General features: G+C 40.9%; 13 protein-coding genes. 3 read left to right on the top strand and 10 right to left on the bottom strand.

Annotated elements, in window-relative coordinates; genetic code table 11:
* Position 1: 1 nt before the first annotated feature.
* Positions 2–805 (bottom strand): tyrosine-type recombinase/integrase, encoded by an 804-nt coding sequence (locus tag ACHLI0_RS20920; RefSeq protein ID WP_151209410.1) that lies wholly within the window; start codon positions 803–805, stop codon positions 2–4.
* A gap of 6 nt (positions 806–811) precedes the next feature.
* On the opposite strand from ACHLI0_RS20920, the gene ACHLI0_RS20915 reads away from it, so the two are divergent.
* Positions 812–1,336, top strand: a complete 525-nt coding sequence (locus ACHLI0_RS20915) for a restriction endonuclease subunit S (protein WP_227202024.1) — start codon at positions 812–814, stop codon at positions 1,334–1,336.
* On the opposite strand, the gene ACHLI0_RS20910 is transcribed toward ACHLI0_RS20915, so the two are convergent.
* From ACHLI0_RS20910 to ACHLI0_RS20885, 6 genes are all read right to left on the bottom strand, one after another.
* A complete protein-coding gene (locus tag ACHLI0_RS20910; protein WP_272184111.1) occupies positions 1,331–2,695 on the bottom strand; it encodes a restriction endonuclease subunit S in 1,365 nt (454 codons plus the stop codon). The genes ACHLI0_RS20915 and ACHLI0_RS20910 overlap by 6 nt on opposite strands.
* A 45-nt stretch (positions 2,696–2,740) precedes the next feature.
* Positions 2,741–3,871 carry a PDDEXK nuclease domain-containing protein gene (locus ACHLI0_RS20905; RefSeq protein WP_490749961.1) on the bottom strand — a complete coding sequence of 377 codons (1,131 nt, stop codon included), beginning with the start codon at positions 3,869–3,871 and terminating at the stop codon, positions 2,741–2,743.
* Between the two features lie 3 nt (positions 3,872–3,874).
* Positions 3,875–5,293, bottom strand: coding sequence for a type I restriction-modification system subunit M (locus tag ACHLI0_RS20900; protein WP_008764670.1), 1,419 nt, complete (start codon positions 5,291–5,293; stop codon positions 3,875–3,877).
* Positions 5,294–5,296: 3 nt separating this feature from the next.
* Positions 5,297–8,002 (bottom strand): type I restriction endonuclease subunit R, encoded by a 2,706-nt coding sequence (locus tag ACHLI0_RS20895; protein ID WP_490749960.1) that lies wholly within the window; start codon positions 8,000–8,002, stop codon positions 5,297–5,299.
* Positions 8,003–8,068: 66 nt separating this feature from the next.
* A complete protein-coding gene (locus tag ACHLI0_RS20890; protein ID WP_055217104.1) occupies positions 8,069–9,808 on the bottom strand; it encodes a DUF262 domain-containing protein in 1,740 nt (579 codons plus the stop codon).
* 67 nt (positions 9,809–9,875) lie between these two features.
* Entirely contained in the window at positions 9,876–10,079 is a 204-nt protein-coding gene (locus ACHLI0_RS20885; protein ID WP_055217103.1) for a helix-turn-helix domain-containing protein, read from the bottom strand.
* Between the two features lie 656 nt (positions 10,080–10,735).
* On the opposite strand from ACHLI0_RS20885, the gene ACHLI0_RS20880 reads away from it, so the two are divergent.
* On the top strand, positions 10,736–11,554 hold the full coding sequence (locus ACHLI0_RS20880; protein WP_234135779.1) for a hypothetical protein: 819 nt from the start codon (positions 10,736–10,738) through the stop codon (positions 11,552–11,554).
* Positions 11,555–11,572: 18 nt separating this feature from the next.
* Here ACHLI0_RS20880 and ACHLI0_RS20875 read toward each other — a convergent pair whose 3' ends face one another.
* Both ACHLI0_RS20875 and ACHLI0_RS20870 read right to left on the bottom strand, forming a co-directional pair.
* Entirely contained in the window at positions 11,573–12,373 is an 801-nt protein-coding gene (locus tag ACHLI0_RS20875) for a TrmH family RNA methyltransferase (protein WP_008764665.1), read from the bottom strand.
* Between the two features lie 4 nt (positions 12,374–12,377).
* Complete coding sequence (locus ACHLI0_RS20870) at positions 12,378–13,430, bottom strand: alcohol dehydrogenase (protein WP_490749959.1); 1,053 nt, start codon at positions 13,428–13,430, stop codon at positions 12,378–12,380.
* Between the two features lie 177 nt (positions 13,431–13,607).
* Between ACHLI0_RS20870 and ACHLI0_RS20865 the strand changes: the two genes are divergently transcribed.
* Complete coding sequence (locus ACHLI0_RS20865) at positions 13,608–14,042, top strand: DUF6078 family protein (RefSeq protein WP_225720717.1); 435 nt, start codon at positions 13,608–13,610, stop codon at positions 14,040–14,042.
* 135 nt (positions 14,043–14,177) lie between these two features.
* Here the strand turns inward: ACHLI0_RS20865 and ACHLI0_RS20860 are convergent, their stop codons facing one another.
* On the bottom strand, positions 14,178–16,268 hold the full coding sequence (locus ACHLI0_RS20860) for a BT4734/BF3469 family protein (RefSeq protein WP_270601919.1): 2,091 nt from the start codon (positions 16,266–16,268) through the stop codon (positions 14,178–14,180).
* Between the last annotated feature and the right edge of the window lie 12 nt (positions 16,269–16,280).

Below are 16,280 nucleotides of genomic sequence, written 5' to 3'. Positions count from 1 at the left end.
CTTACCAGTTTACTACTTTGTCCACAATTTTTTGCTGTTCACTAGCTGTTCGACGGAGATAAATACGAGTAGTTTCAATACTTTCATGTCCCATAAGGTCAGCAAGTAGAGCAAGGTCATTGAATCGGTCAAGGAAGTTCTTGGCAAAACGATGACGGAATGAATGAGGATAAACCACTTCCTTATTCATTCCGTATTTTCCCGCAAAATGTTTCAGTTGTTGGGCTATGCCACGTGTTGTAATACGTTCCCCAAATCGGTTCAGGAATATATAGCCGGAAATAAGACTTTTTTCTTTGAGCCATTTTGTGGCTTCTGTACGCAAATTTTTCGGAATATATAAACGACGTATTTTTCCACCTTTACTGTAAAGATCAAGATGGCCAACTTGTACATGCTCAGCTTTGATGTGAAGCAATTCACTGACACGTGCGCCTGTGGCAGCCATAAACCATACGATAAAATACCACTCATTATAACCATCAGCTTTTAAGCGTGTTTTTAGATATTTGTAGTCTGCATCGCTGATTACGTTTTCCAAAAAGTTCTTCTGCTGTACTTTGACGAACTTTACCTTCAGTTTCTCCTGTTTTGTAAATTCCAAATACTTGTTGATACCTTGCAATCGTAGGTTTACCGTTTGCGGTTTAAAGTTCTCCACCAGATACCCTTTATATGTTAAAAGGTTCTTTTTGTTTACTTCTCCATAATGATTGAGGAAATACTGTACTGTCCACACATACGATGTAACAGTGTTTTTTGCCAAATTAGTTTTGGCGAGATAGCTTTTGAATTTTGTTACCATATTATATTGATTTATAATGAATACGGCAACAATATAATAGAATATATCGGGCATTATACGCAGTTGCCTGATGGATGGACGTTTTGTAGGCTTGACCAAATTATAGGTTATGAACAGTCTACAGCTTATATTGTAGAATCGACAGCTTATGATGACTCTTATTCAACCCCAGTTCTGACAGCCGGTAAATCATTTATTATTGGTTACACTAACGAGGCTACTGGTATATACTCGAATCTTCCTTGTATAATCTTTGATGATTTTACAACTGATTCGAAACTAGTTGATTTCCCTTTTAAGGTAAAGTCATCTGCAATGAAGATTCTAAAAGTACATAAGGACATTGAAGTTGATTATGTGGCAATGTTTATGAGCATAACCAAATTGGTAGGTGACACCCATAAACGATATTGGATTTCTGAATACTCAAAATTAGAGATACCAATACCATCGAAGGCAGAACAAAAGCGAATTATTCATGCAATCCATGGAATCTTTACACAATTAGATTTAATAATGGAGAGCCTATAAACTCTCCATTATTAAATCTAAAGACATAAAAGCCTTGGTTATAGCCTTTATAATCCTTTGTTGTTCTTTGTAAGGTGGAATAGGAATTTCTATTGCTTTGAATAGTTTCTTGTTCAAGTGGGGAATAGCAGAACCAACCTTACTTTCTCGCAAGACTTTCCTATGCAAGTTGATTGCTTGTAGTACATATTCTTCGTTCATATTTTCGTTGATAAGCAACTGTTTGAAAGTACTACCTTGATAGCCGTCAATCGAAGTCCTAAATACCTCACCAGAGTTCTCGCCATCTACTAAAATCAAAAGTGAATTTGCAGTAACATATTTTCCAGAAGTCAAAGTTTTGGCATCACGCTCACCACGCAAATATTTGACATCAAGATTTATTCGTTCTATTCCTTTTTGCTTATCACCATCAACCAAAGAGCATAGTACTTGCATAGGTGCAACAGTCCATCCATTAAGCAACTGCGTATAATGCCCGTTATCACAAGGTGTGAAGTCGGGATTTATACGTTTTAGCAGTTCGATGGCTGGTTCGTCATTCGGGTCTTGTGGTACGAGTTTCCCATGAATGGCGAGGTCAAGAATTTTGCTCTTGGCTTGTTTGATGGTTGTTTGTAAATCGTCCTTACCTCCTTCTATAAGTTCTATCAAAGAAAACCATTTCTCTATTTCTATTACAATACGCTGTTGTTCAGCAAAAGGTGGAATTGGCAATAGAAAAGAACGTAATGTCTCCAATCCTACAGTCTTTTGTGCTGTACCTGTGGCAAACTCATCGCATTGTCCTTTGATATAACTACTTTTTAGCAGGTGTAAAAGATATTCACTCGTATTCAAAGTTTTTATCAACCCAATGTGCCGTTGAAAACAAAATTTACAATCAATGTTTACAGGTACAACAATACCATAAGAACCTGTTACGGTGAATAACAAGTCTCCTTTTTCCGGTTTTCTATCAAATGAAATTTTCTCATAATATTCTTGTGGAACAAAACGAGTATTTAAGAAATTTAGTTTTCCTTTTGCAACATCTGAAATAACCAAAAATGGGATGCCAATATCTGACTTAGGCGGTGCTTGATGATCGCCATCAGTCACACTTTTAACATAATCCTCCAATTTGCACCATACCCATGAACTCGGCACCTCAAACGGCACATTCTGATAATGTGGCGTATCGGAAGTCTTTGCAGACTTCTTGCTCCGCTTGATTTTGCCTTCCTTTATCAGTCGTTCTTTTTCAGCCTTGATTCGTTCGAGCAGAACTGATGCAGGTTCATCGTTCGGGTCTTGCGGTACAAGTTTTCCATGTATCGCAAGGTCGAGTATCTTTTGACGTAACGCTTTTGTATCCATCGTCGTATTTCTGTTTGTATTTGTGCAGTTTTGGCTGCACAAATACTATTCATTTTCTTCCAGTTTCTTTAATTCCTCATTTTCTTCAAACTCTTCAATCCATTCCTTCACCTTGGCTTGCAATAAAGCCTTGTTGGGGAGATAGAGTTGATAAGCAGAAGCATAGATGTTAGCATCTTCAGGCAAGGTGAGTTCCACTAGTGCATCGTTCTTCTCCTTACACAGTAGAATACCAATTGTCGGCTTTTCAAAGTCTTGTTTGACATAGCGGTCGTAATAGTTGACATACATCTGCATCTGTCCGAGGTCTTGGTGAGTAAGTTTGTCTATCTTCAAATCTATAAGCACATAGCATTGTAACAAACGATTGTAAAACACCAAGTCAACAAAGAAATGCTGCTCATCAAACGTGAACCTTTTCTGCCTTGCTTCAAATAGGAATCCTTTGCCAAGTTCTAATAAGAATTGCTGCATCTTGTTGATAATGGCATTCTCCAATTTAGACTCTGAGTAAACTGCATCGGGCTTTAGACCAAGAAACTCTAATGTGATGGGATTCTTGATGATGTCCGATGGTTTCCCAATAGTTTGCCCTTCTTTAGCCAACCGCATTACTTCATCTTTGTTACGGCTCAAAGCCAATCTCTCATAAAGACAGCTTCCTACTTGACGGCTAAGTTGTCTTTTAGACCATTGTTGTTGGGTACATTCTATTTCATAGAAACTGCGGGCATCCGGATTTTCCACCCTCATCAGTATAAGATAATGAGACCATGAGAGAGCGAATGTCGGTTCAGAGATATGTTCCTCTGCCTTCGGATAATCGGCTAACCACTGGTTAGCCTTTTGGCTCGACTTTGGACAACCACTGGTTAGCCCTTTAGAAAAGACAATATAAAACTGCCGTATATTCTTAAGCGTTGAATACGACCATCCATCTCCCAACCTATCAGTCAGACGTTTGGAGAGTTCTTTCAGCACCGCCTTTCCGTATTCGGCTCTTGTTTCTCCCTTTTGCTCATATTCTACTATATATTGTCCGATATGGAACTTAGTAAAGACCTCAGCAATATTGATAGCTGTTGCCACACGTTCCCTTGCCTGCGTGACAAGGTCAACAACCTTTAAGAACAGGTCGTTTATATCTTTATCATTTGTGCTAATATCTTTTCGCATAGCTCAATTTTCTTCAATATTTGCAAGCAGTTTTTCAAGTTCAGTCACCGCTCTACTGATGGTCTGGCTCTTATCCTTGATGTCTGCCATCAGTTCTGCCAATGAACGGTCGTCCACCTCACCACCTGGTTTTATCCAAGTAATGTCAAGACTTGTTTTGTCTCTGGCAATAATTTCATCTACAGGATATTTACGCCAACGACCTTGCGGATTATTTTCTGCATCGTAGGTCTCTACTCGATTATTGTAGCAAGAAACAAAATCATCCAAATGATGCCGTTCCAGTTTATTGGTGGCAAGCGTATGCTTTATGTCTGTACGGTAATCGTAAAACCATATTTCTTTGGTTGGTTGTCCTTTGCTGAAAAACAACACGTTGGCTTTTACGCCTTGCGCATAGAAAATCCCTGTAGGCAAGCGCAAGATAGTATGCAGATTGAAATCCTGCAATAAGCGTTTGCGAATAGTCTCACCTGCCCCTGCCTCAAAAAGGACATTGTCAGGAAGCACCACAGCAGCACGTCCTCCTGTTTTGAGCATAAGCATCATGTGTTGGAGGAAGTTTAACTGGTTATTTTTGGTCTCCACATAGAAATCCGGACGGTTGATATCCACAGAGCCTGCCGGACGAGTTCCAAAAGGAGGATTGGCAAGTATCACATCAACAAGAGTTGACGGTTCTTTTTCCAAAGAATCCTCACAAACAATCGGACTACGGTCTGTACCAATACCATGCAAATAAAGATTCATGGAAGCGAGCGTCACCACTAAAGGCGTATTATCCACACCATGCAAAGCTTTGTCACGCAAGAAATCACGTTTTTCTTTACTTGCTGACTGACCTTTCATATAATCGTAAGCTGTAAGTAAGAATCCACCCGTTCCACAAGCCGGGTCACAAACCGTTTCACCCATTTGCGGATTGATACAATCTACCATTGCCTGAATAAGTGGACGAGGAGTAAAATACTGTCCTGCACCGCTTTTCTTGTCTTGCCCGTTCTTTTCAAGAATGCTTTCGTAGATAGCTCCTTTCACATCACCGTCCATAATGAGCCATTGCTCCTCATCAATCATGGTGATGACCTTTTTCAGATAAACAGGTTTGTCTATCTTGTTTTGTGCCTTCGTATAAATCGTACCTATCAGATTGTCCAGCTCACTAAGCAATTTAAGGGTCTCTTCATATTGTTTTACCAAATCCAGACCATCAAATGCTATCAAATCTGCCCACTGATAACCAGTTGGAATAGCCGACTCTTCTCCAAACATTTCTACATTTTCGGCATCCATCTTCAAGAATAAAAGATAGGTCAGTTGGGTAATATAATCAGTGAATCCTATTCCTTGTCCGGCAAGAGTGGTTGCCAGATTCCATACTTTTTTGGTGAGCGATTGCTCAGTTGAACTATTTGTTGCCATTTTTTATGCTGCTTTTCTTAATACTACAAATGTGTAAAGGGAATGAAGTGCTTCGTCCACTTTCTGCATATTACCAAATGCCCGAATCATTTGTGCCGCTTGGGTTGCGTCATCCTCTCGAATATCTCTGACCGTACAAGCTCCGTTAGAAGCAATGTAATCCACAATACGACTGATAACCTCTCGCTGTTTGTCAGTTATTTCACGCTGGGTTTGTCCTAACCAAAGATTGAAAAACTGTTTAGAGGTAGTAACTACACTATCCAATCGTTCGATTTGGCGGAAAGCAAAGCGCACAAGTTGTATGATATTGGTCAATGCATCGCTTTCTTCTTTGGTAGTGGAACGCCTTACCGCTTTAGGATTGACTATGGCATAAGAGTTCCAAAGTTGTTTGGAAGTGAAATGGTTGTTTGCCATTTTGAGTTTGTTTTCCAAATCCTTCAACATAGAATAGGTGATAGGCGTTCCTTCATTATTATATATAATACGTAGTGCTTCTATTTCATCACTGTGTTCTTTGCAGAACTCCTCGAAAGCCTCTGTCGTACTTTTTGCTTCCTCAATGGAAAACCCTTTGGAGATAAGCGTATCTTCACCCGGCATCAATGTATTGACGAATCCGGCTGCAAGTATAAGAAGGTATTTCCGAGCATCCGCATGATTGGCAAGCGGAGCGACTAGCCCCTTACGTTCATTGTTAGGCTCATCAGTGCTTACAAACAGTGGAAGAATGCCTTTCTCCAGCACATCGTATATTCTAGCAGAAAGTTCCTTCATGTCATCATGAGACAAACGGACAAACTCTTTCCGTTGCGAATCATCCGCCTTGTTGTATATTCGGGCAAGCGTTGCCGCAAGCCGTTTGAGATACTCGTCAGGAATATAGCCATGACTAATACGTTCTAACAACTCCTTTAGAGTAATCGTTTTTGTTGTAGGACCATCATCTATAGGTGCCACTGTTTGCGCATGCTCCGTCACGCCTACCGCATCAACCAAATAAAAACAATCCTTGCTGAATGCGTTCGGGGTAACATTGCGAAGTTGGTCATCACCAATAGTACGCACTCCACGCCCTTTCATCTGAATATACAAAGGCAATGACTCCACATCACGCATGAACATCACCACTTCCAGTGGCTTTACATCTGTTCCAGTGGCAACCAACGTACAGGTCACAGCAATACGGAAGTCCTTGTCGTTACGGAATTGGCGTATCAGTTCGTTACTGTCGCCTGCCGAATAAGTGATTTTCTGAACAAAGCGGTCGTCATTCCGTCCGAACACCTCTTTAGCTATCTGTACGATATTTGTAGCGTGAGCTTCATTGAGAGCAAATATCAAGGTTTTGGGCAAATAGTCCATATTCGGCTCACGTTGCGGGTCATTAAACAATTCTGTATAAACCACATCCCGATAGGTCGAAAGGATTAACTTTATCTGTGCCGGATTAATAACACTCCGATTAAGTTCTTTATTTGTGTAGTTTTTGGTTTCCTTACTACTTACAGTCTTGACCTCACCTGTATATCTTGTTTCTTCTTTAAATTTCTCACCCTCTAATATAGCCCCACCCGTTTCCGTGACTTGGGTTTTTATTCTATATACCCGACAATCCACATTCACACCATCAACGATACTCTTTTCTAATGTATAGTTGACAATGCGATTGTTATTGAAAAAAGCCATTGTTTCGGGAATAGGTGTCGCAGTCAAACCTACCAATCTTGCCGTATCAAAATACTCCAATACCATGCGCCAGTTTCCATAAATGGAGCGATGGCACTCATCTATAATAATCATATCAAAGTAATCGTGCGGTAAATTGGGATTGGGAGGCAAGGTTACTTCCTCTGCAGGTTCGTTCTCATCATCGTCATCATTATCCTCAATAGCTTCTCCTTTCAAGAATGAAAACAAACGTTGTATTGTAGAAATAACGACGTTACTATCAGAAGGGATAGAAGACGAGCGAAGGCGATTGACCGTAAAGATAGTATTGAAAGCGTCTCCATTCTCTGTCAGTCGGAAAGTTCCAAATTCTCCCTCTGCCTGTTTTCCAAGATTATTTCGGTCGACAAGAAACAACACCCTACGCATTGGTGTATAAGAAAGCATTCGGTAGGCAGCAAGACAAGCAGTATATGTTTTGCCTGCTCCGGTAGCAAGAACCATCAATGCCCGATTTTGCCCAGCACGAAAACTCTTTTCAAGTTCTGTCACCGCTTCATACTGGCAATCACGAAGCCCCTTCCTTTTCAATGTGGGAAGTCCGGCAAATGTATCCTCAATCCCCAGTTTCTTGACCAATTCATGTGGCGTAGGAATAGTTATTATCTGTTTGAAACAAGAATCTTGTTCACGGAAATCACAGAAGTATAGTTCTTTTCCATTTGAGGTAAAGATAAAAGGCAATGGCTTTTGATATGCCTGATAGATATTTGGGACACTTCGTGCATATAGAGCTGCTTGCTCGCATACTTTTGAAGCAAAAACGTCTGTTTCTTCACGCTTAGCTTCAAGTACTCCTACTGCTTTTCCATTAATGAAAAGGAAATAATCGGCTTCAAGATTTCCTTTCAATAAACCTTCTCTTATGGCTACAGCCGTACCAGTAGGTTCATAATCCTCCCTATTAACTACTTTCCAACCAGCATCGGCAAACCACTGGTCTATCTTTATTCTTGCTTTTTCTTCAGGAGTCATATTCTTAATAATATATATTATCAGAAGTTTATGCTAAAAAACAAATTGATATTCAAAGCTATAACTTTACTCTTTCAATAATTGATTCGCTCTAAGGAAATTCACAAACGAATCAATTATTTTAGAATTACGATTAATAATATCAGTTTCAGTAAAATCACTATATGAATTACTTATCTCCGCCAATTCTACAATTTGAGAGCCATTCTTTTCCTGACCATTAGCAGTGGTAAAACCTTTATAATATTTTACTTTATCTACAAAGCGATAGTCGGAAGCTCTGATATTCAATCTTTTTTCAAGAAGAACCTTATTTCCAAGTATTTCTACATTCTGAGGATTTGATAAACCTTTTTCTTTATCCAGTCTGTTTCGTGCATATATATGTTCTATATCGAATTTGGTTTCCAATGACAATAATGATTGATTATCATATTGAAAAGCCCACCAAGTAATCATTGATTTTGTAATCGCACGACTATTATTGAATGCATAATTTGTTATTTGCGCACGATAACGTTCTTCTGAAAATTTGAAATCTGAGAATGTTACATCTTCTCCTCTGATTATCTTAACCATTTCTGCATATACAGGAGTACGCAAAGAGTTAACACCTGGATTAGTTATAGCATAAGCCCATATGAAAGCTGTTATACAATCCAAGAAACGACAAAAAGCATTTTCTTCTATTTCATCATTTTCATTACGATGGTACATAAAATACACAGAAGTGATATACGTCCACATTCCATTAGGAGCATAACTAAGTACGAACAAACGCTTTAGGACTTTATCTGAGAAACGTTCTGTCTCCTGATTGTTAACATCTTGCCAAAATTTGGCAAGGCTTACAAGATTACTCAATGTCTTTGGCTGATGCAAAAGAGGATAACTGCCATCTCCTTCATAAAACTTGCGCAAAGCTTCTGTTGTTGATGATTTTATCTCTGCAAGTGCTCGCTCATAATACATATATCTTGTAAACAATTCATCTAATGGTGTACCATAAATTGGATGAAACACTTCGCTAGTAATCTTATCTAGATTTTTCCACGTTTCTATAAATTCATCTTTTTTACCAAACGATGAATAATATTTATAAAGTTGCGCCTTAAAAATATCTGCATCAGAGAGAGGTTTCCCTCTATCATTCAAGGTTGAGAAAATTCTTAATGCCGTATTTTGTGATTCCGCCTCTATTGGTAAAAGGACACAGTTATTCAGCACACGAGCCGGGAAATATGCAAAATAAGATGGATAATTACTTAGAAAAGCATCTATCTTTTCAACGAAGAAATTGAAATTCTTTGCGTAACGACTTTTTTTGCCAATTCCTTGTCCATCTTTCAATATTGCAATAAACTCTTCTTTATCTTCATCCGTAGCAACCTGTGAATTGATTTTCAGAGCAGATGTTTCAAACTCCCCAAATTCATTAGCTCTCCAAATACATTTTTCAATATCCTCCTTCATCCGTTTTGAGCGAGGGTCTTTCATACTACCTAGTTTATTATAAAAAGCCCTTAACAAAAGCATAAGTGTCGTTAAACGTTGCTGCCCATCAATTACCTCCATTTGGTTTCTATTCTTAAATGTTACTATAGGACCAAGGAAATACTCTTCATCGTCAATAAATTGGTCACAGTCATCATTTGGGAAAGAGAACGAAAACAAATCATCCCATAAAGTTTTACACTCCATCTCACCCCACGCATATGGGCGTTGGTAATCAGGTATAAGGAAGTTGTATTTCGATTCTTGAAAAAGGCTTTTCACCTTTTTCTGTTCAATATTTAAGTTTGCCATCTTATTGCTTATTTTTATATTCTAATCAATTAAACTCAATAATAACATCAGAAAGGCTTGTATATTATTACCTATCTTTTTTATCGGTTATTAAGTCCTTCAAATCTACCTGCAATATCGATGCAAACTGTTGAAGTGTCTGCAAATTAGGTTGAATCCGATTGCAAGCATAGGCATTGACCATACTAAAACTCATATCAAGCTGTTTCGCCAACCACGTCTGAGAGATACCTTTTTCCAAAAGAACTGCCTTTAGTCTATTTAGCTTCATTGTTTGATACGATTTTATAATGCAAATGTAGTGAATTATATTCAATATCAGGATTGTTTTTGTACTTTTGTAGCTACATGAACCCCAACTTATAACGTGAAAATCAAAAAGATGATAAGAACATGCACATATTTGATGAATATTTAAATAATACAGATTAGGAGAAACGTGAACGAGCCAACTTATGGAGAGCTTCCATAGGCTTACAAACTGTCGATAATCTGCGTGTATCAAATTTTCTCATAGACACAGCTCGTAAACATATAGAGGGAGAAATATCAATGAACGAAGTTAGTAGAATGATAAATGAACATTATAAGAAGCCTAAAGAATCTTAGTTCTCTATTTTGTTGAATAAAAAGAATCCTACTCATATAAAATTTAGGACTGAACCTATGCAATTAACACATAGCTTCAGTCTCATTAAACTACTCTCGTCTCTTTCTATTAAAGTCAGGATGAACAATGATGTTACTTTTGAAAGACCTAATGTATCCATAGCATTAATGGTGGAGCACAAAATAATGGATATGAGAGCGTACAGGTTCTAAAAAGAATAAAGTATTTATTTTCGGCATCATCCGCAAAAAGCCATCCGACAATGATGTCAATTCTGAAGATAACCACTACCTTTGTCTCAATTCAAAAACACAAATATGTATCTGACAAGTATGACTCACGAGGAACTGTATGCCGAAGTGCATAAGGACCTCATCGAAATATCGACCAAAGCAAATATGTTCATGGATAAGGTTCGTAAGAAAACAAAGAACATGCTGCCATATCCTTTGGCGACCCAGCGTATAACCCTCACCACCACCCGAAGAAATGTGTGGACAGTAGTGGGAAAACACAATTCATATATGCAAGGCGTAGGATTTCAGGCTTATGCCCCCATTATCGGCACTTCAAGCAATGGCTATATCCAAATGACGGGTTTCAAGTCCCGCGATAGGGTGATGCATTACACAGCACATTTCATGCAACGATATAAAGAGCGCTACATCGATCATTATCAAATAGACCGCAAAGGGGAAAACATATTCGAATACTTTGTGTATAACAATCCGCAAGTCTTGTATACTCGCAAGAATAATGGCGGCTATTTCATCGTTTCCGACCATGGTATCGCTGTAGCCGATTTCAGCGAAGGACTAAAACTCATGACCCATGTCACTTTTCTGGGAGATGATGAACTGACGCTAAAGAAACAGCTCATCTATGATGAGGAAATCAAAATCTACAAAGGGGCACTTGAGCTGAAACGGTTAAAATCAAGAAAACAAAAGGATGATCTCGTCACGATTTGGAATGTTGCCAAGAAGCATAATGCAGGTATTGAGATGGTAAAACGATGGTACCAATGGAATGGAGTAAAAGTGGATGAAGATTATCTTCAACAATGCATTAATCTCATTGAGAAATATAATGTCCAGTCACTCGATCAATTTGCGGAACTTATGTCCCGACAATAAAAAGGATCCTTATGAGAACTATCGAGCACGAAGCTGCCAGAAAGCTACGGCAGCCGCAGCGGCTACATTGAGCGAATCGACGCCGTGCGACATAGGAATACGGACTACGTAGTCAGCTTCGGCAATCGTTTCCGGCGAAAGTCCGTCCCCTTCGGTACCCATCACGATAGCCAATCTGGGTTCGGTTGCCAGGACAGGATCATCAATGGAAACAGAGTTATCCGTGAGCGCCATGGCAGCTGTACGGAAGCCCAACTTGCCCAAGTCGCTGAGAGAACCGTCCATCCAAGTCCATGGTACAAGGAAGACCGTTCCCATCGATACTCTGACCGCACGACGGTTCAACGGGTCACAAGAGTTACGTGTCAGTAGTACGGCATCAATTCCCAGGGCGGCTGCCGAACGGAAAATAGCACCGATGTTGGTTGTATCAACAACACCGTCGATCACGACGATGCGCCGGGCTTCCCGACAGACTTCTGCCATACTGCGCACCACAGGACGACGCATGGCACAAAGAACACCACGTGTCAGAACATAACCGGTCAATGTAGCAAGCAGCTCCCTGCTACCCGTATAGACAGGTACATTGCCACAACGTTCAATGATGTCGGAGGCATCGCCAGTGATATGTTTATGCTCACACAAAATGGCTAAAGGTTCATAACCGGCGTCCAGAGCTCTCTCTATGACCTTTGGACTTTCTACGATAAAAATACCCTTGTCAGGCTCGATACGATTGCGTAACTGAGCCTCGGTAAGAGTACAGAATATCTCAACTCCGGGATGAGACAAAGAGGATATTTCGATAACAGGCATATTCTTATTTATTACTTTCGGTTTGACATACAATCGCTACCTTGATGACGCCGTCCAGCTTGTTTTCAAAGATACGATATGCCTCCTCAATCTCGTTCAGCGAACAGCGATGGGTAATAAGAGGAGTGGTATCTATCTTTCCCTCTTCAATCAGACTGAGGATCTCAGCACAGTCACAGCCGTCTACACCTCCTGTTTTGAAAATCAAGTTCTTGCCATACATCTCAGGCAAAGGAAAAAGCAGAGGTTTGTCGTAAAGAGCCACAATCGTGACTATCGCATTGGGACGGGCACAGTCCCACGCCATCCGGAAACTATCTTCGGTCCCCGCCACTTCCAGAACAACATCAGCTCCGCCGTGATCACTGTTTTGGAGTACAAACTCCTTGCAGTTCTCAGGGGGCGTTATCAGAACATCGGGATAATGTTCACGGACAAACTGAATCCTTTCAGGGGACTTTTCACAGACAATGATACGCTTCGGATTCTTCAGCATCGAGCAGAGCAAAGTACAAATTCCGGTAGGTCCGGCACCAATGAGGAGGACGGTATCTTTCTCCGTAATCTCCGAGATACGAGTTGCCCAGAAGCCTGTGGCAAGGACATCACCGACAAACAGAGCCTGTTCATCACTGACTGTATCGGGAATACGGTTCAGTCCTTGATCGGCATAAGGTACTCTGACATATTCCGCCTGCCCACCGTCGATACGGCAGCCTAAAGCCCAGCCACCGTTGGGGTCGGTACAGTTGTTGACATATCCGTGATGACAAAAGAAACACTCTCCACAGAAAGTCTCGACATTCACAGTCACTCTGTCGCCGGGTCTGACTGATGTAACTTCAGCTCCCACCTCTTCCACGACACCTACCATCTCGTGTCCAACCGTTATTCCGGGTACTGCACGCGGCACACTACCGTGTTTGATATGCAGGTCACTGGTACAGATACTGCCAAGAGTCACACGCACGATTGCATCCCGTGCATCCGTAATTTTCGGTTCCGGTTTTTCTCGCAATTCAAATTTTCCGTGTTCAATATATGTGTATGCAAGCATAATCTCTTCTTTATTTAATGAATAGATCCATTGCAAAGATAGTGATTTCAAAAAGAAATCGCATAGAACAATGGTATTAGCTTGTCAATCATTTCTCATTCTTGAAAGAAAGCCTTACATTTGTAGAGAATACAAAACTTGTATCCCTTGCTATCATAAATAAAACAAAGTCAACAAATGAAAGAAGAACCCGACAGCCTGTCTGTCCCTTACAATTTTGCCCGTTGCTTCAACGACCAATGCTCACAAGCCTCCAAATGCTTACGCCACATAGCTGCACAATATAACGGAGCCGACTATCTTTATATCACCAGCGTTAATCCGACACGCTATCCTGCGGACGGGAATCAATGCGAATGTTTTAAAACGGCTGCAAAAGTTCATGTAACATGGGGACTTAAACGGTTGCTTGACAGGATTCCTTATGAAGACGCAGTCAGTATCCGATCACAGTTGGTGGGACACTATGGGAAAACAGGATATTACCGACTCTATCGTGGAGAACGAGGCCTTATGCCCAAAGATCAAGCTTATATAAAACAATTGTTTCGTAACAAAGGAATAAAAGAAGAGCCTACTTACCAACGCTACACAGAAGAATATATATGGTAAGTTGCTGTCATCTGTCACCAAACGGGACATAACAGACTCATTATGAACGAATCAGCCCGTGACAGCAGGAGGTGATTGCATTGTGACGGCATTTTTGCCGTCACAATGCAATCACACATTTATTATTTGTTCCCGCTACCCGGTCACTAACTTTACGACATGGTAAAGCGTACCGCTACGTACATGTTTGGAGGGGATTTCCTGCTTTTTCAGTATTCTTCCAAATGAATTGACCCTTTTCACGGACATCGGTATCGAACTATTTCTCTGAATATCTTCCATGATCTCCGCCGGAGACAGCCACTCCCCTTCTTCAGGCTGTGCAGCACGAAAATACCGGAAAAACAGCTGTTCTTCCGGAGGAACTTGCTCAAATTCACGATTGTTTTCCATCATAATCTTTTCATCCTCCTGGTCGAACCAATAGCGTTCGCCATGTTCCAATTCATACATGGCTTGCGCGTAAAGCTGCTCATAATCTATCGGACGATTCGTGTCAATCACTCCCGTCACTTCGATACAGATAAAACGACGGCTACCGGAAGGATCGGTCAACAGGTCTTTTTGATTACTCGTAGCGATAAATGAAGCATACCGGCGCATTTCGAGCACAGCACTGGCATGAGGTTTCCGCATATTTACCACAGGCTTTTGCAGAATATGTTTCAAGAAGCCCTGTTGTGTCGAACTGACCTGATCAAATTCATCAATATTGATGAGCGCAAAACGATTGAGATAAAGTTCCGCATCTTTCTTTCGCGAGAAATCAATGCTGTCAGTATAATAGGAACGTTCCGAAGGTGGCATTATACTCCGGCAAAAGGTAGATTTTCGCGTCCCTTGCGCCCCGACCAGCAATGGCGAAACACTGTTCGCGTATTTTTTATCATACCCTCTCCAATGAGAAACCATATTGAGAAACCAGCGGTGAAACAAGTCTGTCCAATACGGATTCCGGCAAGGAACGGTGGCTGCCAATTCACGGATACGGTCTTTACCGTCCCATCCGGGAAGTCGATAGAGAAAATCCTCCAACGGATTGAATACAGGCACGCGATTTGAATAGATATAACGGCTGATATCCCTGTCCCACAGTGGAATACCCTCCATTTGTGCATCCAGGGCAATGCTATTCAGCGCCCGTTTGTCGAGAGGATTGAAACGAAAACGGAAAGAAAGCCTTTCCCGATATTCCACCTCGGCGATTTGTGTGTTATAGCGAAATTCATAACGGCGTTTCATGAATTCTTCGGTCTGTAAGGCTAGCTGTTGCTCTTTGCTCAGACTGATATTTTTGCCGAAACCTTTACATTCGAGATATACGTTGCCAATCATCTCCCGGATCAGCACTTCTTGTTTATACATATAGAAATGAAAAACGGTACGTTTCACGACTTCTTCCTGAGGCAATCCCGAAGCAAAACAATTTTTGGCCAATTGTACGACCAATGGTTGCCATTTATCTTCCCGTAATTGGAGGCCTGCTTCGCTAAGATCTGTATAAGCTTTCCGAAAAGCTGCTTCAAAAAGCATCAAAAAAGCATTTTCCGCATCATATCCCGGCACGGCACGAGTCAACGGAGACTTCTCTGCCTGCACTGCCTCCCGGAAAGTCGTCTCTTCGGGCATCGCTGTGGGCTGCGAGAGATAAAATTGCACGGAATTCGGACGATACATAATATCCGGATCATAAGACAATCGCGAATACTGCTCCAAAGTCGGCTCTTTGGGAAGTATATCGAACGGGATTTGGGGCTGATAACATTTCACGGCCAGCCGATAGGCGTGAGCGTGAAACAATTCCGCCTCTTCCCGTGTTTTGGGCAGTGAGTTATCCGGACGAGTAAAAGTGGTCCATATCTTCACCGTTTTTCCACTCGAACCCATAAAAGCGCAACGGGTCTGCGGTTGTTCACTCGCTTTTTGTTTCACCAGAGCTATCTCCGATTTATTGGACAGGGGACCGACAGTCAGTTCAACAATACCATTGTACGCTTTCATCTGCTTCTGCCCGTTTACTTTTCTAAATTCTGCGGCAGGAATTATCTCGGGAAGCTTGTCGGCAAACATACACCGATCATCTGGAAGCATATATCTTAATTCTTCTCTGAAAGTGGAAACCGGGCGGGATTTTATCTCTGTTTTTACTTTGTTTACCAGTTTTTCAAGATCCAGTACGCTGAGCGCTGTTGTATCTCCATTTTTACGGAATAGGGTAATTTTCATTTATATAATAAT

The sequence above is a fragment of the Bacteroides sp. RCH18 genome, from assembly GCF_058231005.1.
Note: the sequence above shows the minus strand (reverse complement) of the source record. Positions and strands in the feature narration are given on the sequence as shown.